This window comes from Pseudoxanthomonas sp. USHLN014, from assembly GCF_037153335.1.
Lineage (GTDB): Bacteria > Pseudomonadota > Gammaproteobacteria > Xanthomonadales > Xanthomonadaceae > Pseudoxanthomonas_A > Pseudoxanthomonas_A winnipegensis.
On record NZ_JBBCKO010000004.1, the window covers coordinates 60,195 to 80,316 of the forward strand.

Sequence of the window (20,122 nt, forward strand, 5' to 3'; positions counted from 1 at the left end):
CGCCGATGTGGGCCGGTGCTGCGATTTGTGGCTTTTGGGGCAATCGGCGATGGGCTGAACCGGTAGAGCCTCATCGCCGCCGTCGGCCAAAAATGACCACAAGCGCGGCGCCCCCTGTAGAGCGGAGCTTGCTCCGCTGGGGCTTTCCCATGAACCAGACGAAGAGCAGCGGAGCAAGCTCCGCTCTACAAACAGGCCGTGACTTAATCGGAAAGACCGTTGCTCCCACAAAAACGAAGCGGCCGCACCTTTAAGGGCGCGGCCGCTGGAGGATGAAGCGCTGGCGGCGGTGCGGTCGGTGAACCGCGCCGCCGGCCGCTCTGCCGGCTCAGCCGGCAGGCGAAGGCGGCGGCGCTTCGGTGCTGGCGTCGGCCGCCATCGCGTCCTCTTCCTCCTCCAGCGAGGCGTCCAGACGCTCGATGGCCTGCAGCTTCTCGCCCTTGGACAAGCGGATCAGGGTCACGCCCTGGGTGTTGCGGCCCACGCAGGAGATCTCGGTCGAGCGCGTGCGCACCAGCGTGCCGCCGTCGGAGATCAGCATCACCTCGTCGGTATTGCCCAGCAGCAGCGCGCCGACCAGCTTGCCGTTGCGCTCGTTGGTCTGGATGCCGATCACGCCCTGGGTGCCGCGCCCCTTGCGCGGGTAGTCGGCCAGCGGAGTGCGCTTGCCGTAGCCGTTCTCGGTGGCGGTGAGGATGTAGCAGCCCGATTCGTCCTGGATGGTCTCCAGCACGGTCTCATCATTGGACTCGGCCACCTCGTCGGTGGACTCGTCCTCCGACTCGGCGCCGGCGCCGGCCGCGCGCTCGGCCACGATCAGGCTGACCACGTCCTCGCCCTTGGCCAGCTTGATGCCGCGCACGCCGGTGGCGGTACGGCCCATGGAGCGCACCGCCTCCTCGCCGAAGCGCACGGCCTTGCCGTTGGAGGCGAACAGCAGCACGTCGCGCTCGCCGTCGGTCAGCGCCACGCCGACCAGCGCATCGCCCTCGTCCAGGTTGATGGCGATCTTGCCGCGCGCCAGGCGGAAGGCGAACTCGGTCAGCGGGGTCTTCTTGACCGTGCCGTTGCGGGTGGCGAAGAACACGTAGCGACCCTGCGCGTACTCGCGTACCGGCAGCACCGCCTGCACCTTCTCATCGCCTTCCAGCGGGATCCAGTTGATGATCGGGCGGCCGCGCGCGTTCGGCCCGGCCTCGGGCAGCTGGTGCACGGCCAGCCAGAACACGCGGCCCTTGCTGGTGAAGGTCAGCAGCGTGTCGTGGGTGTTGACCAGCCACAGCTGGTCGATGAAATCCTCGTCCTTGGTCGTGGCCGCATTGCGGCCGCGGCCGCCGCGCTTCTGCGCGCGGTAGCTGCTGGCCGGCTGGCGCTTGGCGTAGCCGGCGTGGCTCAGGGTGACCACCATGTCTTCCGGGGCGATCAGATCCAGGATGTCCAGGTCTTCCTCGCTCTGGCGGATCTCGCTACGGCGCGCATCGCCGAACTCGGCCTTGACGTTCAGCAGCTCCTCGCGGATGACTTCCTTGAGCACGTCGGGGTTTTCCAGGATACGGATCAGCCCGGCGATGGTGTCCAGCAGCTGGCGGTACTCCTCGGTGAGCTTTTCCTGCTCCAGGCCTGTCAGGCGGTGCAGGCGCATTTCCAGGATCTGCGTGGCCTGGACCTCGGTCAGCTGGTAGCGGCCGTCGATGAAGCCCACGCCCCTGGGCAGGTCTTCCGGACGCGAGGCCTCGGCGCCGGAGGCGGCCAGCAGCGAACCCACCAGGCCCGGCTCCCAGGTCTTGGCGAGCATGCGTTCGCGCGCCTCGTTCGGGTTGGCCGAGGTCTTGATCAGCTCGATCATCTCATCGATGTTGGCCAACGCGACGGTCAGGCCTTCGAGGATGTGGGCGCGGGCGCGGGCCTTGCGCAGTTCGAAGATCGTGCGGCGGGTCACCACCTCGCGGCGATGGCGCACGAAGGCCTCCAGCATCTGCTTGAGGTTCAGCAGCTGCGGGCGGCCGTCGACCAGGGCGACCATGTTGATGCCGAACACCGATTCCATCGGCGTCTGCGAATACAGGTTGTTGAGGACCACCTCGGCCGATTCGCCGCGCTTGACCTCGATGTAGATGCGCATGCCGTCCTTGTCGGACTCGTCGCGCAGCTCGCTGATGCCCTCGAGCTTCTTCTCCTTGACCAGCTCGGCGATCTTCTCGATCAGCCGCGCCTTGTTCACCTGGTAGGGGATCTCGGTGACGATGATCGCCTCGCGCCCGGTGCGGTCGTCGACCTCGACCTCGGCCTTGGCGCGCATGCGCACGCGGCCGCGGCCGGTGCGGTAGCCGGCGATGATGCCGGCGGTGCCGTTGATGATGCCCGCGGTCGGGAAGTCCGGCCCCGGGATGTAGTCCATCAGCGCATCGATGTCGATCAGCGGGTTGTCGATCAGCGCGATCAGGCCGTCGACCACCTCGGACAGGTTGTGCGGCGGGATGTTGGTCGCCATGCCCACCGCGATGCCGGCCGAGCCGTTGACCAGCAGGTTCGGAAAGCGCGTCGGCATCACCGACGGCTCCAGCTCCTTCTCGTCGTAGTTGGGCACGAAATCGACGGTTTCCTTATCGATGTCGGCCATCAGCTCGTGGGTCAGGCGCGACATGCGCGCCTCGGTGTAACGCATCGCCGCGGCCGAGTCGCCATCGACCGAACCGAAGTTGCCCTGCCCGTCCACCAGCAGGTAGCGCAGCGAGAACGGCTGGGCCATGCGCACCAGCGTGTCGTACACCGACTGGTCGCCGTGCGGGTGGTACTTACCGATCACGTCGCCGACGATGCGCGCGGACTTGTAGTACGGCTTGTTGCTGTGCGCGCCCAGTTCGTTCATCGCGTACAACACGCGGCGATGCACCGGCTTCAGGCCGTCCCGGACGTCCGGGAGGGCGCGGCCCACGATCACGCTCATGGCGTAATCGAGGTAGCTCTTGCGCATCTCGTCTTCGAGGTTGACGGGGATGATTTCCTTGGCGAGATCAGCCATTCGAGGTCCGTGCTTGTGTTCGGTACATCGGGCCGAAACAGGCCTGGCCGCCAACGGCGCGGCAGGCTGGTTTCGGAGGGGATTTCAACCTTGAAATTGTAACACGCGCCCGCCCCCCGATGCGTACCGGGAAGCGCCAAGAATCAATCACTTGCGCGCGGAAGCGGGCCTTGCGCGCGAGCCTGCGGCGACCGCGCCCAAGGCCTTGCGCGGGCGCATCGCAAGCCCCGGTCGCGTTCTTTAGCCGAAGGCGGCGCGCATCTTCTCGGTGGTGGGCCGCTCGACCACGCCCTTCTCGGTGACGATGGCATCGATCAGGCTGCCCGGCGTGACGTCGAACACGGGGTTCCAGGCCTTGATGCCCTCGGCCACGGTGCGCACGCCGCCGATGCCGTGCAGCTCGCCCGGATCGCGTTCCTCGATCTCGATCAGCTCGCCGCTGGGCGTGTCCATGTCCACGGTCGAGGACGGCGCGACCACCATGAACTTCAGGCCATGGTGGCGCGCGGCGATGGCCAGCTGATAGGTGCCGATCTTGTTGGCGGTATCGCCGTTGGCGCAGATGCGGTCGGCGCCGACCACCACCCACTGCACCGCGCCGGTCTTCATCAGGTGCGAGGCGGCCGAGTCGGCGATCAGGGTGGCGTCGATGCCGTCCTGCTGCAGCTCCCACACCGTCAGGCGCGCGCCCTGCTGCCAGGGGCGGGTCTCGTCGGCGAAGACCTTGCCGATGCGGCCCTGCGCCACGCCGGCGCGGATCACGCCCAGCGCGGTGCCGAAGCCGGCGGTGGCCAGCGAGCCGGTGTTGCAATGGGTCAGCACGCCGCTGCCTTCGCCGATCAGTGCCGCGCCCAGCTCGCCCATGTGGCGGTTGGCGGCCAGGTCCTCGCTGGCGATGGCCTGCGCCTCGCGCTCCAGCACGGCGCGCCAGTCGGCGCCGGCGGGCTGCAACGCACGGCGCATGCGCGCCAGCGCCCAGGCCAGATTGACCGCGGTGGGGCGGGCGGCGTTGAGGCGCTGCAGGGCCGGTTCGAGCTTCAGCGCGGCCTCGGCGCCGTCGGCGGCCTCGATGGCGCGCCCGGCCAGCACCGTGCCCCAGGCTGCGGCGATGCCGATCGCCGGCGCGCCGCGCACGGCCAGCGCGTGGATCGCCGCGGCGACCTCGTCGCTGGTGCCGCAGGTCAGGTGTTCTACGACGAAGGGCAGCTTGCGCTGGTCGAGCAGCTGCAGGGCATCGCCGGTCCACAGCAGGGGCCGGATGCGGTCGTAGCGGGCGTAATCGAAGGTCTCGTTCATCGGCGCATTTTACCCGCGCCGATGTGGCGGTTCATCGGACCCGGAACAGGCCCCGGCATCCGCCATCGACCCACACGCCCTGCGCGTCCCAGCCCCAGGTGCTGCCTTCCTTACAGGCGGTGTCGGAGAGCTGGCGCAGCAGCGTGGCCGGCGGGCTGGTCACCTGCGCATCGCAGCGGCGGCGCTGCTGGTCCTGCGACTCGCAGCGCAGCACCTTGTGGCGCAGGTCGAACTCGCCACCGTCGTCATCGCCGGCGCCGCTGATGAACTCGCCGCGGCAGCCATGGTCGACCCAGACGCCGAAGCGGCCGTAATCCCAGGTACGGCCCTTGATGCACGGCATGTTGGACACCTGCCGGGTCAGGCGCACGCCGGCCGAGGTGTCCACGTCGCAATACTTCAGGTTCTGGTCCTTGGACTCGCAGCTGAAGTGCTCCACCGGTACCTCGCCTGGCGGCGCCTCGTGGCCGCCGAACATCCAGCCCACGCTGCCGCAGGCGGACAGCATCAAGGCGGCGGTTCCCGGAAGCCCGGCCTGCAGCACACGACGGATGGACACGACATTCCCCTGAGCGATACGCAAGCTTCGACTCCCTGCGAGCACTGCATGCCAGCATAGTGACCTGTTTACGATCCGTGTATGCCTTTGGTGTGTCAGGCCCGTGCGAAATCGAAGGCCAGCACGTCGGCGATGCTCGCCGTCCCCAGCATCGCCATCAGCAACCGGTCGATGCCTACCGCCACGCCGGCGCAGTGTGGCATGAGGGGCAGGGCCTCTAGCAAGAGGCGGTCCTGCGGCGGCTGCACCAGACCGCGTTCGGCCCGGCGCCGCTGGTCGCCGGTAAAGCGTGCGCCCTGCTCGGCCGCGTCGCGCAACTCGTGGTAGCCGTTGGCCAGCTCGACCGCGCCCAGGTACAGCTCGAAGCGCTCGGCCACCGGCGGGTCGCCCGGGCGCAGCCTGGCCAGGGCGGCCTGGCTGGCCGGCCAGTCATGCACGATGGTGATGCAGTCGGCCGCGAACGCCGGCTGCAGGTGGTGGGTGATCAGCAGGTCCAGCCAGTCGTCGCGGGTGAGCCCTTCGCCGTCGATGCGCACCGACGCCAGCGGCGCCTGCAGCTGTTCCAGCGTGGCGCTGAACGGGTCCAGCCGCAGGCCGCGCAGGAACAGCTCGCGGTAGGTCAGCTCGTCCACGCGCGCCTGGCGATCGACCAGGGCCAGGGCCAGGCGCACCAGCTCGACCGTCTCCTGCGCCAGGCGCCGGTGGTCCCAGCCCACCCGATACCACTCGAGCATGGTGAACTCGGGGTTGTGGCGGCCGCCGGCCTCGCCGTTGCGGAACACGCGGCCCAGTTCGTAGCAGTCGCCGATGCCGGCGGCGAGCAGGCGCTTGAGCGGGTACTCGGGCGAGGTGCGCAGCCAGCGCGTGCGCGCGCCGGCGCTGACATGGCCGCTGAACGCGGTCGTGAAGCTGTCGATGTTGGGCTCGGTGTTGCCGGCCTGGGACAGCACCGGCGTCTCGACCTCCAGCACCTCGCGCTGGGCGAAGAACGCGCGCACCTGGGCGTTGAGCCGGGCGCGCAGGCGCAGCACCTCCGGGCGGGCGCTGGGCTGCCAGCTCACGCGTGCTGGTCCAGGAAGGCGATCAGCCGCGCCTCGTCCCAGACCTCGATGCCCAGGTCCTGCGCCTTGGTCAGCTTGGAACCGGCCTCGCTGCCGGCGACCACGAAGGCGGTCTTCTTCGACACGCTGCCGGCGACCTTGGCGCCGAGCGCCTCCAGCCGGGCGCCGGCCTCGTCGCGGGTCATCGATTCCAGGCTTCCGGTGAGCACCACGGTCTGGCCGGTCAGCGGCCCGGCCTGGATCGCGCTGGCCTGGGGCGTGATCGCGTCCAGGCGCGCCAGGGCCTCGCCAGTGGCCTGCAGCAGGTGGGCGTGGTCGTCCGCGTCGCGCCATTCGACCAAGGCGGCGGCGGTGTCCTTGGGCAGGCCGGCGGCGACCAGCGCGTCCTGGTCGGCCGCGAGGATCTGCGCGACCTGCGGCATCGCCGCGGCCAGCGCGGTGGCGCGGATCCGGGTCAGCTTGGGGATCTCCAGGTCGACCAGCAGCGTGGCCAGGTCCAGGCCTTCGCGCAGCAGCGCGCTGGGCGGATGGCTGTCGACCATCTCCACCCCGCGCGCCAGCAGGTCGTCGATGGCCTGCTGGTTGCCGGACTGTTCGAAGAAGCGCCCCAGCGCGCGCGCCACCTCGCCGCCGATGTCCGGCACGCGCTTGAACACGGGCCAGGGCAGCCTGCGCACCAGCTCCAGGTCGCCGAACCACGCCGCCAGCGCCTTGGCCGTGCTCTCGCCGACATGTTCGATGCCCAGGGCGAACAGGAAGCGCTCCAGGGTCGTGCGCTTGCTGGCCTCCAGCGCGGCGACCAGGTTCTCGGCCCACTTGGTCGCGATCTTCTTGCGATTCCAGTCGAAGGCCGGCAGGCCGGCGCGCAGCAGGTCGGCCTGCCAGGTCTCCGGCACTGCCTCCGCATCGCCACGCACGCGGGCGAGCGTGGCCTCCAGCTTCGCGTACGCGCCGGCGGCCAGATGCTCGCGCGCCTCGCGCAGGAAGCCCTCCGGCGTCTCGGCACCGGTGACCAGGCGCAGCTGCAGCAACTGATCCAGGTCGAGCGTGTAGAGGTCGGCCACGCCCTGGACCACGCCGGCATCGACCAGCACCTCGATGAACTTCTCGCCCAGCCCGTCCACGTCCATCGCCCGGCGCGAGACGAAGTGGTGGATGGCTTCCTTGCGCTGGGCCGGGCAGCTGAGCTCGCCCGAGCAGCGCCACACCGCCGCGCCCTCCTCGCGCACGATGTCCGAGCCGCACACCGGGCACTGCGCCGGCATCTGCCAGGGCGCGGTGCCGGCGGGACGGCGCTCGAGGATCACGCTGACCACCTCCGGGATCACGTCGCCGGCGCGGCGCACGATCACCGCATCGCCCACGCGCACGTCCAGGCGCGCGATCTGGTCGGCGTTGTGCAGGGTGGCGTTGGTGACGGTGACCCCGGCCACCTGCACCGGCGCCAGGCGTGCGACCGGCGTGGCCGCGCCGGTGCGACCGATTTGGATCTCGATGTCCTCCACCGTGGTGGCCTGTTCCTGCGCCGGATACTTGTGCGCAAGCGCCCAGCGCGGCGCGCGCGAGACGAAGCCCATCTCGCGCTGGCCGGCCACGTCGTCCAGCTTGTAGACCACCCCGTCGATGTCGAACGGCAGCGAATCGCGCTTTTGCCCGATCTCGCGGTAGTAGCGCAACAGCCCCTCGGCGCCTTCGACCACCTGCGACAGGTCGCTGACCGGGAAGCCCCATTCGCGCAGGCGCTGCAGCGTGCCCGAGTGCGTGTCCGGCAGCGCGCCATCCTCGACCTCGCCGACGCCGTAGGCATAGAACGCCAGCGGCCGCTGCGCGGTGATGCGCGCATCGAGCTGGCGCAGCGAACCGGCCGCGCCATTGCGCGGATTGGCCAGCACCTTGCCACCATGCAGGCGCGCCTGTTCGTTATAGGCCTCGAACGCCGCCCGCGGCATATACACCTCGCCGCGGACTTCCAGGACGCTGGGAATGGGGAATGGAGAATGGGGAATGGCAGAAGCAGCTCCGCTCTTGCCTTTCCCGATTCCCGATTCCCCATTCCCCATTCCCGCCACACGCAACCGCAGCGGAATGGCCCGCACCGTCCGCAGATTGGCCGTGACGTCCTCACCGGTGGTGCCGTCGCCGCGCGTGGCGCCCTGCACGAACACGCCCTGCTCGTAGCGCAGGCTGATCGCCAGGCCATCGAGCTTGGGCTCGGCCGAGAACTTCAAGGTGCGCCGGCCCAGCCGCTCGGCGATGCGCCGCACGAAGTCCTCCACCTCGGCGTCGTCGAAGGCGTTGCCCAGCGACAGCATCGGCAGCGCGTGGCGCACCTCGGCGAAGCGGCCCGAGGCCACCGCGCCGACGCGCTGGGTCGGCGAATCGGGCGTCACCAGCTCGGGGTGGGCGGCCTCCAGCTCGTCCAGCTCGCGCAGCAGGCGGTCGTATTCCGCATCGGGAATATTGGGCTCATCGAGGACGTGGTAGCGGTAGCTGGCGTTATCCAGCTGCTGGCGCAGTTCGGTCACGCGCGCCTGGGGGGTCTTGGCCGGGCTCATCGGCAAATCTTACGCGAGCGGCATGTCACAGCCTGCGATGTCGATGCATGCGAGATGTAGCGACTTACAAACACTGAACATGACAGGCGTTAGGGTCGGATCTCCCCCGCCGCTGCCCTTGCCCATGCGAACCCCCACGTCCGCACACGGCCGCCCGTCGGCCCTGTTTCTGTTCCCCTCGCTCCTCATCTGCGCCCAGCCGTTCGGCCGCGGGAGCCACGATCCCTGCGCACGCATCGCGCCCCACCGTTCGGAGCCTTGGGCTTGAACGCGCCGGTCGCCCCGCCGCGGGCGGGCAGCCGGATCGAGGCGCTGGATTTCGTCCGCGGCATCTGCCTGCTGGTGATCGCCTTCGACCACACCTCCAGCTTCGCGCGCAAGCTGGGCTATACCGGGCGCGAATGGTTCACGCCGACGATGCTGGGGTATTCCTCGGCGGCCGAGCTGTTCCTGTTCGTCTCCGGCGCGCTGATCGGGATCCTGCACACGCGCCCGGGCGTGACCTTCGCCCAGCGCTTCGTGCGCCTCTCGCACCGGGCCGGGCACCTGTACCTGTACAACGCGCTGGCCTTCGTCGCGCTGCTGGCGATCTGCTCGATCATGCTGCCCTCCAGCCTGGAGGCGCTGGGCCTGGCCGACCATGTGCAGCGCCCGGACGACTCGGCGCTGTCCTTCCTGCTGCTTGCAAACAGCCCGCCGCTGCTGGACATCCTGTCGCTGTACGTGGCCTACCTGCTGGTGTCGATCGTGTTCGTGCCGCTGGCCCAGCGCGCCGCGCCGCTGGCCTTCGGCCTGACGCTCGGCCTGTACCTGCTGTGCCAGCTGCCGGCCGCGCGCGCGGCGCTGGGCCTGCACGGCGAGGGCTATGGGCTCAATCCCTTCGCCTGGCAGCTGTGCTTCATGGGCGGCCTGCTGTGCGGACGGCTGGGCGTCCTGGACCGGCTGGAGCGCTGGATGCGGCGGCCCACGGCGGCCGTCGCGGTCCTGGGCGCGCTGGCGCTGGCGACGGTGGCCTTCGTCGCCGACCGCAAGCTGGGCCTGAGCGATGCCTGGTGGTGGGACAAGCATCAGCTCGGCCTGCTGCGCATTCCGCACGCGGCGCTGGTGCTGGCCGCGTACTTCTGGCTGTCCGCCGCACTGCGCGATCGGCGGATGCCGCGCCCGGCGCTGGCGCTGCACGAAGTGTTCGCCTCGATGGGCCGCCATTCGCTGGAGGTCTTCACCGCCGGCATCCTGCTCACCTACGCCGCCGCGCTGCTGGTGGGCAGACTGGACCTGGGCACCGCCGGCTACTTCCTCACCCTGCTCTGCCTGGCCGCGGTGCTGTGGGGCTTCTCCCGCTACCTGGCCTGGCGCCGGCGCGTGTCGCGCCCGCGCACCGCCCAGCCCGCGCCGTCGCGGTGAGGCGTCTACGAGGTCGCTCAGGGTCGGGAAGGGGCGCTATGCCCACTGGCACAGGTGCAGCAGCACGCCACTGGGATCGTGCAGGAATGTGACCAGGGCGCCATAGGGCTGGTGCTGCGGCGGCTGGACCCGTGCGGCCTGGAACCGACGCTCGCGCACGACGGTCGCGGCGTGCCGGTACCAGCCCATCGCATCCTCGACGGTGACGTGGAGCATGCAGTTCTCCGCGACCTCCCGCCGATAGTAATCCTGCAGGTAGAAATGCTGGGCGTCCCCCAGGCACACGAGTGCCAGCCCGTTGGACACCTCATGCGTTTCCCACCCCAGGCTCGCATAGAAGTCCTTGCACAGTGCGAAATCGATGCAGGGCACGAAGGGGCGCAGATCGGTGGCCTTGGGCGGCATGGAAGCTTCCGGCGTGGACGAGGCGCGGAGCATGCGGCTGGACACGCTCACCCACAACGCCCACGCTCGCTTTTCCGGACAGTTCGCCGCGGATGTCCGGCACAGACCCTTGGAGGGACATCGCATGCATCCGGCCACCGACCGCGCAGACCCACGCCCGGAACGAACCCGCGACGCGCTGCGCGGTGCCCTGATCGCGCTGACCATAGAACAACGCTATGCCGAGATCCGGCTGGACGATGTCCTGCGCGTCGCAGGCATTGGCCGGTCCACGTTCTACGAGCACTTCAGAGACAAGGACGCCCTGCTGATCAGCTGTATGGAGCCGGCGCTCGCCTGCCTGTCCGCCCTCCCGTTCGATGCGGACGGCCTGCGTGGCGCAACGCTGTGGCTGGAACATTTGTGGGCGGTGCGTGGCCGGGCGGGCGCGCTGTTCCAGGGTGTCGCGCTGCGCAGATTCAGGCGCGCGCTGATCCTGCGCATGGCGTCACGGATCGCGCTTGCGGGAACGCCGCTGCATCTGCCGCAGCCCCTGGCGGCCTGCGCGCTGGCCGACACGGTGTTGTCGCCGGTGCTGGCCTGGATCCGCGGCGAGGCCTGGTGTCCGGCCGATCAGCTGGCCAGCGGCTTGCAGAGCGCGTGCCGAGCGCTGCTTGCGGGCATGAGCGCTGGCGAAAGCGTGTCGACGGGGCCGGCCCACGCCGCCTGCTAAGGCCGCCGACTCGCTCCTTTCGTGAAGGATTCCGAGCGCCTACCAGCGCGGCGCCTTGCTCAGCGGCGGGGCCTCGTGCTGGCGGTCGTAGCCGCGCAGCTCCTCGCGGATGTGCTGGATGCGCTGGCGGCCCAGCGCGTTGCGGCTGTCGTCCAGGACCACGCCGTCGAGCAGTTCGGCCATGCGCTGCACGTTGGGCAGCATCATCTCCCAGGCGTCCAGCGCGGTCATCGGCGCCGGCAGGGTCAGGAAGAAGGCGATGGCCGGGGTTTCCAGCTCGCGGATGGCGGCCATGTCGAAGCTGCCGGGCTGCATGATGTTGGCCATGCTGAACACCGGACCGCGCTCGGGGTGATGCTCGATCAGGCGGTGGAACACGTTCATGTGGCCGAAGGTCAGGCCGGTCTTTTCCGCGGCCACCACGATGTCCTCGCCGCGCAACATCTGGCCCGACTTGGCCGCCACGTACAGCGAGATGATCTTGTCAAAGTCCGAGCCCGGACGCTTGCCCAGGTCGCTGTCGCCGGCACCGGGATCGGCCAGGCCCAGGTCGGGCTGGCTGACGCCCTCGCCGCTGTAGTCCGGATCGGCCGGATCGCCGCCTAGGCTGGGCTCGACCCGCGCCGCATCGCCACGCTCGCCGGATTCCACGCGGCGCCCCTGCGGCGCCTTCTTGGGTCGGCCGAAGATCACCATCGCGATGATGAGGATCACGCCCACCACGGCAATGCCGATCCTCAGCATCATCACGTCCGACATGGGCTGGGGCTCCTTCTCAAAAACTGGCCGGATGGTGCCACGGCTGGTGCTTCAGGGCCAGAAGCGAGCGCGCAGGAGTAAGAAGTGAGTGAAAGCGCGAGTACCGCGCCTGCTTGCTCACTCCTCACGCCTCCACACTCACTCCTGCCTTCAGGCCGCGCCTGCCAGGCGCGAGGCTTCGGCCAGATCGACCGACACCAGGCGCGAAACGCCCGGCTCGCGCATGGTCACGCCGGAGAGCTGATCGGCCGCTTCCATCGTCGCCTTGTTGTGGCTGACGAACAGGAACTGCACCTTCTCGCTCATCTCCTTGACCATGTTGGCCAGGCGGCCGACGTTGGCCTCGTCCAGCGGCGCGTCGACCTCGTCGAGCAGGCAGAACGGCGCGGGATTGAGCTGGAAGATGGCGAACACCAGCGCCACCGCGGTCATCGCCTTCTCGCCGCCGGACAACAGCGAGATGCTGGACACACGCTTGCCCGGCGGGCGCGCCATGATCGACACGCCGGTGTCGAGCAGGTCGTCGCCGGTCAGCTCCAGATAGGCATGGCCGCCGCCGAACAGGCGCGGGTACAGCGCCTGCACGCCCGAGTTGACCCGGTCGAAGGTCTCCTTGAAGCGGCCGCGGGTCTCGCGGTCGATCTTGCGGATGGCCTCCTCCAGCGTTTCCAGCGCGGCGGTGAGGTCGGCGTTCTGCGATTCGAGGTATTCGCTGCGGGTGCTGGCCTCGCCGTATTCGTGGATGGCCGCCAGGTTGACCGGCTCCAGGCGGCGCATCTTGTAGTCCAGCTGCTGCACCGCCGCTTCCCACTCGGCCGGGTCGGCGATCTCGGGCAGCGTCTCGATCACCGCCTGCAGCACGAAGCCGGCCTGCTCCACCGCGGTGGACAGCTGCTCGGCCTTGAGCACCAGCGCCTGCTGGTCCAGCCGGCGCTGGGCGATGGCCTCGCGCTGGGCCAGGGCCTGCTCGTCGCGCTTCTGCCGGGTCTGCTCGTACTGGCGCAGGCCGTTGTCGATGCCGTCCAGCGCGGTGCGCGCCTCGGCCAGCACGCGCTCGACGCGCACGCGTTCGTGCAGCGCGTTCTCGCGCTGGGCCTCCAGCTCGGACACCGGATCGTCGCCACCATTGAGCTGGGCGGTGATCTCGCCCAGGCGCGAATCGAGCTGGCCGCGCTGGCCGCCCATGCGCTCCAGCGCCTGGGTCAGCGAGGCGATCTGGGTGCGCTGGGATTCCAGGGTCAGAGCCAGCGCGTGGGTCGCCTCGCGCGTGGTGCGGGCCGCTTCGCGGGCGGCATCGCGCGCGGCGGTCAGGGCGCGGCGCTCGGCGTCCAGCTGCTGGCGCGCGTCCTCCTGGTCGGCCATGCGGGTGACCGCGTCCTCCAGGCGGGCGCGGGCCTCGGCGGCCTGGTCGCGGGCCTGTTCCAGCGCGTCGGACAGCTGCGCTAGTTCGCCATCGATGCGCTCGATGCGGGTGCGCGCGGCGTCCAGCCGGCCCTGCTGGCCCTGCAGCTGGCCGGCCAGTTCGGACACGGCGCGATGGGCCTGGTACAGGCTGCGCTGGGCTTCCTCGCGCGCCTGTTCGCCGGCCAGGGCGACCTCGCGCAGCTCGGCCAGGTCCTGCTCGGCCTGCGCCTCCTGCGCCTGCAGCTGGTCGATCTGCTCGCGCAGGGTCTGGATCTCGCGCTCGCGCAGCAGGGCGCCCTGCCTGGACGCGCTGGAGCGCTGCACGTGCACCCAGCCCTGGCCCAGGCGCTCGCCGCCGCGGGTGACGATGGCATCGCCGGCCGGCAGGGTCGGCAGCAGGGTGCGCGCCTGGGCGAGGTCCTCGGCCGCGTGCAGGCGGGCCAGCAGGCGGCGCACGGCCAGCGGGCCGCGCACCTTGGCCGCCAGCGAGGTCGGCGCGAAGGTCTCTTCGCCCTCCTGCGGTGAGACCAGCGCGATACGGCCTTCGTCCAGGTCGGCCAGCGCCTCGACCAGCGACTCGGGCGACTGCACCAGCACGCCCTCGATCAGCCGCCCCAGCGCGCCTTCGACCGCGTTCTCCCAGCCGGCCTCGACGGTGAGCGACTCGCCCACGCGGGTGGCCGAATCCAGTCCGCGCGCCCGCAGCCAGGCCAGCGCGGCGCCCTGCTCCTGACCCAGCGCGGCCTGCTGCAGGGTCTCCAGCGAGGACAGCCGGCCGCGCGCGGCCTGGGCGTCCTTGCGCACCTGGGCCAGCTGCGCCTGCAGCGCCTGCTGGCGCTCGGCCACGCCGGAGACGGCCTGCTTGTGCTGCTCGACGGTCTCGTTGAGCTCGTCCAGCGAGGCCTTCTTGACCTCGTACTGCTCGAACAGCGCCTCGTAGGCGGCCGACAGCGCCTCCAGGTCCAGCCCGGCGCGCTCGGCGGTCAGCGCCTCGCGCCGGCGCTCGGATTCCAGCGACTGCCGGTCCAGGTAGTCCACGCGGGTGCGTTCGACCTCGCCGGCCCGCGAGGACTCGGCGGTGGCGCGGTTGTGGGCCTCCCAGCGCTGCTGCCAGTCGGCCAGCTTCGCCTCGGTCTCGCGCAGGGCATCCTGGCGCATGACGTCGTCCTCGCGCAGCTGCTCCAGCTGCGGCTCGGCCTCTTCCACCGCCTCGCGCAGCACGTCCAGGCGCGCGCTGTCGCTCTCGATGTGCGTGCCCAGCTCGGCCAGCTGCGCCTGGGCCTCGGCCTGGGCCTTGACCAGACGCGTGGACAGGTCGCGCTGATGCTGGATCTGCTGTTCGATGCGGGCCAGCGTGCTGCCGACCTGGTAGACGTCGGCCTGGGCGCGGCCCAGCGCCTCGACCGCCTCGTCGCGGCGCACGCGGTCACCCTCGATCTGGGCCTCGGCCTCGCGCTGCTCGGCGATCAGCTGCTGGAGGCGGGTCTCCTCGACCGAGAGGCCCTCGCGCAGGCCGCGCAGCTGGCCGTCCAGGCCGCGGTACTCCAGCGCCTTCCACTGCGCATCCTTGACCCGGCGCTCTTCCTGGTAGGCCTGGTACTGCTCGGCCTGGCGCGCCTGGCGCTTGAGGTGCTCGAGCTGCTTGTCCACTTCCTCGCGCAGGTCGGACAGGCGCTCCAGGTTCTCGCGGGTGTGGCGGATGCGGGTCTCGGTCTCCTTGCGGCGCTCCTTGTACTTGGAGATGCCGGCGGCCTCCTCCAGGTAGACGCGCAGGTCCTCGGGGCGGGCCTCGATGATCTGGCTGATCATGCCCTGCTCGATGATCGAGTAGCTGCGCGGTCCCAGGCCTGTGCCGAGGAACAGGTCGGTGATGTCGCGCCGGCGGCACTTGGTGCCGTTGAGGTAGTAGTTGCTCTGCCCGTCGCGGCTGACGGTGCGCTTGACCGAGATCTCGTTGAACGCGGCGAATTCGCCGGAGATGGTGTGGTCGGCGTTGTCGAAGATCAGCTCGACCGTGGCCTGCGCCACCGGCTTGCGCGCCGCCGAGCCGGAGAAGATCACGTCGGTCAGCGAATCGCCGCGCAGGCGGCTGGCCGAGCTCTCGCCCATCACCCAGCGCACCGCGTCGATGATGTTGGACTTGCCGCACCCGTTGGGGCCGACCACGCCGGTCATGTTGGTCGGCAGGTGCAGCGTGGTGGGATCGACGAAGGATTTGAAGCCGGACAGCTTGATCGTGGACAGGCGCATGCGTCGCGTCGCGTTGGCGGCGCGCGGGCCCTCTCAAGGGGGGGAGAAGGCCGCGCAGCCGGGGTGATGGAGTCCGGCGGCGCTTGGCGCGGGCCTGCGGGGCCCGGCGCGGCGGGGCCGTCGGCGGACACCGGAGTATACCGGCGCCCTACCCGGGCGGCCGGACGGGTTCAGACTTCCAGGCGGCGCTCGTCGGCCGGGTCGAAGCAGTGCAGGCGCGCAGCGTCCAGCTGCAGGCCGATCGGCTCACCCGGCGCGGGCAGCGCGCGCGGGGCCACGCGGGCCACCAGCGCCAGCTTGCCGGCCAGCAGGTGGACGAAGATCTCGTTGCCGACCGGCTCGATGTTCTCCACGGTGGCCGCGAAGCTGCCCGGGGCGCCGGCCTGGACCAGATGCAGGTCCTCCGGGCGCACGCCCACGATCAGCGCCCGGCCGGGCGTGGCCGGCGCCGGGGCGGCGCCGTGCCAGGGCACCAGGGCGCCGTCGTCCAGCCGCAGGCCCTCGGCCTGCGCGGTGCCGCGCAGCACGTTCATCGCCGGGCTGCCCAAGAAACCGGCCACGAACAGGTTGGCCGGCCGGTCGTACAGCGCCATCGGCGTGTCGATCTGCTGGATCTGCCCGTCCTTGAGCACCACGATGCGCTGGCCCAGGGTCATGGCCTCGACCTGGTCGTGGGTGACGTAGATCATGGTCGTGCCCAGCTGCCGGTGCAGGCGTGCGATCTCGCTGCGCACCGAGTTGCGCAGCTTGGCATCCAGGTTGGACAGCGGCTCGTCCAGCAGGAACACCGCCGGCTCGCGCACCAGCGCCCGGCCCAGCGCCACGCGCTGGCGCTGGCCGCCGGACATCGCCTTGGGCAGCTTGTCCAGCATCGAGGTCAGCCCCAGCGTTTCGGCCGCGGCCTGGATGCGCGCGGCGATGGTGGCCTTGTCGTGCTTGCGCAGCTTCAGGCCGAAGGCCAGGTTCTGCGCGACCGTCATGTGCGGATACAGCGCGTAGGACTGGAACACCATGGCGATGTCGCGGTCCTTGGGCGCCACGTCGTTGACCACGCGCGGGCCGATCTTCAGCGTGCCGCCGCTGATCTCCTCCAGCCCGGCGATCATGCGCAGCAGGGTGGACTTGCCGCAGCCCGAGGGCCCCACCAGCACCATCAGCTCGCCGTCGGCGACCTCGAAACTGGCGCCGTGCACGGCCACCTGGCCGTTGTCGTACACCTTGCGGACCTGATCCAGCTGCACACTCGCCATCGTGTCTCCTTCAGTTTCGTTGCTGCACCGCACACGGCATCGCGCTGGGCGCGCGCTGCGGCGAAGGCTACGCCCGACCCGGTGACGAGCGCAGGCGCGACGCGGTATTCTGCCATGTAAGCGTTTTCACCACGCCGATCCCATCAGTCGACTTGCCGGAGGGGGCGATGTCGCGAGTTCCCCCGCATTCGTATGCGCCGTATGGCCTGGTCAGGCCCCGCGCTACCATCCGTCGCGCCTCGCGCCCCGGCCCGTCGACGCGGCCGGCGCCCGATCCTTCTTCCTCGTTCCAGGAATCCCGCATGAGCTCTCCCGACCCCGCGCAGTGCGTCCTGCTGGCCGATATCGGCGGCACCAACGTGCGCTTCGCGCTGGCCGACACCGCCGCCGACAACCCGCTGCTGCTGGACAGCACGCGCGAATACGTCGTGGCCGACTTCCCCTCGCTGGCCGATGCGGCCAAGCACTACATGGACCAGACCGGGACCACCGCGCGCAACGGCGTCTTCGCCGCGGCCGGCCGGGTCGATGGCGACGAGGTCCGCGTCACCAACCACCCCTGGGTGATCCGGGTGCCGCGGCTGAAGAAGATGCTCGGCTTCGAAGGCGTGAAGCTGATGAACGACTTCGCCGCCCAGGCCATGGCCGCCTCCCTGCTGGGCCCGGACGATGTGGCCCAGGTCGGCCCGGCGCCGTGGAAGCCGGTGCCGCTGACGCGCAACCTGACCTACGCGGTGATCGGCCCGGGCACCGGCCTGGGCGCCGGCGGCCTGCTGGTGCGCGACGGCAAGCGCTATGCGCTGGAGACCGAGGGTGGCCATGTCAGCTTCCCGCCGGGCAATCCGGAGGAGATCGAGATCCTGGAGCGGCTCTCGCGCCAGTTCGGCCGGGTGTCCAACGAGCGGCTGATCTGCGGACCGGGCCTGGTCAACATCCATCGCGCGCTGAGCGAGATGGCCGGCGAGGATCCGGGCCCGATGCAGCCCTCGGACGTGACCGCGCGCGCGGCCGAGGGCGATGCCCGCTGCCTGCATGCGCTGGACGTGTTCTTCGCCGTGTTCGGCGCGATCGCCGGCGACCTGGTGCTGACCCTGGGCGCCTGGGACGGCGTGTTCCTGTGCGGCGGCCTGGTCCCGCGCCTGCTGCCGCAGCTGCAGCGCTCGGGTTTTCGCCAGCGCTTCGAGCACAAGGGCCGCTTCTCGCCGGCGATGGGCAAGATCCCGGTGCTGGCCAACCTGCACAAGCAGCCGGGCCTGCTGGGCGCGGCCGCCATGGCGGTAGAGGTGTTCGGGCCGCCCAACAAGCACGCGCCCGCCCCTCCTGCCGCCTGACTGGAATTCTATTGGTATCTCCGCTGCGTGCCCAGGTGTCGTGCGATCGCGCTAGACTTGGGGCCTGCTGACCACCGCAGCGGAATACAGGACGCCACTGGTATTGCCAGTGGTCTTGTTCAGCCCGGTGTGCGACGCGTCCTCCTTCCCGCCTGTCACAGCCGCCTGCCATGACCCTGCACCCGCGCATCGAAGCCGTTACCGACCGCATCCGCCGCCGCAGCGCGCAGCCGCGCCAGGCCTACCTGGAAGGCATCGACGCGGTGCTCCGCGAGGGCCCGCAGCGCACCCGCCTGAGCTGCGGCAACCTGGCCCACGCCTTCGCCGCATGCGGGCCGACCGACAAGGGCCGGCTGCGCGCGGACGTGACGCCCAACCTGGGCATCGTCACCGCCTACAACGACATGCTCTCGGCGCATCAGCCCTTCGAGCACTACCCCGAGATGATCCGCCAGCTGGCGCGCGAGCTGGGCGCCACCGCGCAGGTGGCCGGCGGCGTGCCGGCGATGTGCGACGGCGTGACCCAGGGCCGGCCGGGCATGGAGCTGTCGCTGTTCTCGCGCGATGTCATCGCCCAGGCCACGGCGATCTCGCTGAGCCACGACATGTTCGACGCGGCGCTCTACCTGGGCGTGTGCGACAAGATCGTGCCGGGCCTGCTGATGGGGGCGCTGGCCTTCGGCCATCTGCCGGCGGTGTTCGTGCCGGCCGGGCCGATGACCCCGGGCATCCCCAACAAGGAGAAGGCCGCCGTGCGCGAGCGCTACGCCGCCGGCGAGGCCACGCGCGAAGAGCTGCTGGAGGCCGAATCGGCCAGCTACCACGGCGCCGGCACCTGCACCTTCTATGGCACCGCCAACTCCAACCAGACCCTGCTCGAGGCCATGGGCCTGCAGCTGCCGGGCACCAGCTTCGTCAACCCGGACCTGCCGCTGCGCGACGTGCTGACCCGCGCGGCCGCCGAGCGCGCGCTGCGGATCACCGCGCTGGGCGAGGACTATCGCCCGATCGGCCAGCTGGTGGACGAGCGCGCGATCGTCAACGCGATCGCCGCGCTGATGGCCACCGGCGGCTCGACCAACCACACCATCCACTGGGTGGCGGTGGCGCGCGCGGCCGGCATCGTGCTGACCTGGGACGACATCGACGAGATCTCGCAGGTGGTGCCGCTGCTGGCCCACGTGTATCCCAACGGCGAGGCCGATGTGAACCGCTTCGCCGCGGCCGGCGGCACCCAGTTCGTGTTCCGTGAGCTGCTCGATGCCGGGCTGATGCACGACATTCCGACCATCGTCGCCGGCGGCATGCGCGCCTACTGCGACGAGCCGCGCCTGGTCGAGGGCCAGCTGGCCTACAGCCCCGGCATCGCCACCAGCGCCGACGAGAAGGTGGTGCGCCCGGTGTCGGCGCCGTTCGAGGCCCAGGGCGGCCTGCGCCTGCTGCGCGGCAACCTGGGGCGCTCGCTGATCAAGACCTCGGCGGTCAAGCCCGAGTACCGCCGCATCCACGCGCCGGCGGTGGTGGTGGACGACCCGCGCAGCCTCAACAAGCTGCACGCGGCCGGCGCCCTGCCGCAGGACTTCGTCGCGGTGGTGCGCTACCAGGGCCCGCGTGCCAACGGCATGCCCGAGCTGCATTCGCTGGCGCCGCTGCTGGGCCTGCTGCAGAACCAGGGCCGGCGCGTGGCGCTGGTCACCGACGGCCGCCTGTCCGGCGCCTCGGGCAAGATCCCGGCCGCGATCCACATCACGCCCGAGGCCGCCGCCGGCGGCCCGCTGGCGCGCCTGCGCGAGGGCGACATGATCCTGCTCGACGCCGAGGCCGGCGTGCTGGAGGCGCAGGTCGACGCGGAGGAATGGCAGCTGCGCACGCTGGCGCCCGACACCGCCCGGCCCTCGCACGACCTGGGCCGTAACCTGTTCGCGCTCAACCGCGCCCAGGTGACGCCGGCCGACCAGGGCGCGGTGTCCATTTCCTGCGGCCCGCCCACGCCCGAGCACGGCTGGGAGGTCGACGCCGAATACGAACTGGGCGACACCCCACAGGCCGCCGCGGCCCCGCACGAGGCCAAGGACGCCTGACCGGCGCCCTGCCCCATCCCCTTCCACGCACGC

The 20,122-nt window shown here is 70.5% G+C and carries 13 protein-coding genes; 4 read left to right on the forward strand and 9 right to left on the reverse strand.

The features are described from left to right. Positions 1-328: 328 nt before the first annotated feature. The 5 genes from gyrA to ligA form a co-directional block, all read right to left on the reverse strand. Entirely contained in the window at positions 329-3,022 is a 2,694-nt protein-coding gene (gene gyrA, locus WFQ05_RS09475; protein ID WP_337053604.1) for a DNA gyrase subunit A, read from the reverse strand. A 240-nt stretch (positions 3,023-3,262) separates the two neighbouring features. Continuing rightward, positions 3,263-4,318 (reverse strand): S-methyl-5-thioribose-1-phosphate isomerase, encoded by a 1,056-nt coding sequence (gene mtnA, locus WFQ05_RS09480; RefSeq protein ID WP_337053605.1) that lies wholly within the window; start codon positions 4,316-4,318, stop codon positions 3,263-3,265. 31 nt (positions 4,319-4,349) lie between these two features. Continuing rightward, positions 4,350-4,877 (reverse strand): DUF3011 domain-containing protein, encoded by a 528-nt coding sequence (locus WFQ05_RS09485; protein WP_337053606.1) that lies wholly within the window; start codon positions 4,875-4,877, stop codon positions 4,350-4,352. 95 nt (positions 4,878-4,972) lie between these two features. Beyond that, entirely contained in the window at positions 4,973-5,938 is a 966-nt protein-coding gene (epmA, locus tag WFQ05_RS09490; RefSeq protein ID WP_337053607.1) for an EF-P lysine aminoacylase EpmA, read from the reverse strand. After that, entirely contained in the window at positions 5,935-8,493 is a 2,559-nt protein-coding gene (gene ligA, locus WFQ05_RS09495; protein WP_337053608.1) for an NAD-dependent DNA ligase LigA, read from the reverse strand. The genes epmA and ligA overlap by 4 nt, the downstream gene beginning before the upstream one ends. Positions 8,494-8,757: 264 nt before the next feature. Here ligA and opgC point away from each other — a divergent pair, with 264 nt between their 5' ends. Further along, complete coding sequence (opgC, locus tag WFQ05_RS09500; RefSeq protein ID WP_337053609.1) at positions 8,758-9,897, forward strand: OpgC domain-containing protein; 1,140 nt, start codon at positions 8,758-8,760, stop codon at positions 9,895-9,897. A 36-nt stretch (positions 9,898-9,933) separates the two neighbouring features. Here the strand turns inward: opgC and WFQ05_RS09505 are convergent, their stop codons facing one another. After that, the gene (locus WFQ05_RS09505; RefSeq protein WP_337053610.1) at positions 9,934-10,302 is read right to left on the reverse strand and encodes a glyoxalase; all 369 of its coding nucleotides are present in this window, start codon (positions 10,300-10,302) and stop codon (positions 9,934-9,936) included. Between the two features lie 124 nt (positions 10,303-10,426). Between WFQ05_RS09505 and WFQ05_RS09510 the strand changes: the two genes are divergently transcribed. Further along, positions 10,427-11,014 carry a TetR/AcrR family transcriptional regulator gene (locus WFQ05_RS09510; RefSeq protein WP_337053611.1) on the forward strand — a complete coding sequence of 196 codons (588 nt, stop codon included), beginning with the start codon at positions 10,427-10,429 and terminating at the stop codon, positions 11,012-11,014. Between the two features lie 39 nt (positions 11,015-11,053). Here the strand turns inward: WFQ05_RS09510 and zipA are convergent, their stop codons facing one another. The 3 genes from zipA to ugpC all read right to left on the reverse strand — a co-directional run bounded on the left by zipA (position 11,054) and on the right by ugpC (position 16,677). Further along, the gene (gene zipA / locus WFQ05_RS09515) at positions 11,054-11,773 is read right to left on the reverse strand and encodes a cell division protein ZipA (RefSeq protein WP_130517849.1); all 720 of its coding nucleotides are present in this window, start codon (positions 11,771-11,773) and stop codon (positions 11,054-11,056) included. A 150-nt stretch (positions 11,774-11,923) separates the two neighbouring features. After that, positions 11,924-15,427: a chromosome segregation protein SMC gene (smc, locus tag WFQ05_RS09520; RefSeq protein WP_337053612.1), complete on the reverse strand. Its 3,504-nt coding sequence runs from the start codon at positions 15,425-15,427 to the stop codon at positions 11,924-11,926. A gap of 170 nt (positions 15,428-15,597) precedes the next feature. Beyond that, on the reverse strand, positions 15,598-16,677 hold the full coding sequence (gene ugpC / locus WFQ05_RS09525) for a sn-glycerol-3-phosphate ABC transporter ATP-binding protein UgpC (RefSeq protein ID WP_337053613.1): 1,080 nt from the start codon (positions 16,675-16,677) through the stop codon (positions 15,598-15,600). A 302-nt stretch (positions 16,678-16,979) separates the two neighbouring features. Here ugpC and glk point away from each other — a divergent pair, with 302 nt between their 5' ends. Beyond that, positions 16,980-18,008 (forward strand): glucokinase, encoded by a 1,029-nt coding sequence (gene glk, locus WFQ05_RS09530; protein WP_337053614.1) that lies wholly within the window; start codon positions 16,980-16,982, stop codon positions 18,006-18,008. 170 nt (positions 18,009-18,178) lie between these two features. Further along, positions 18,179-20,089 carry a phosphogluconate dehydratase gene (gene edd, locus WFQ05_RS09535; protein ID WP_337053615.1) on the forward strand — a complete coding sequence of 637 codons (1,911 nt, stop codon included), beginning with the start codon at positions 18,179-18,181 and terminating at the stop codon, positions 20,087-20,089. The last annotated feature ends 33 nt before the right edge of the window (positions 20,090-20,122 follow it).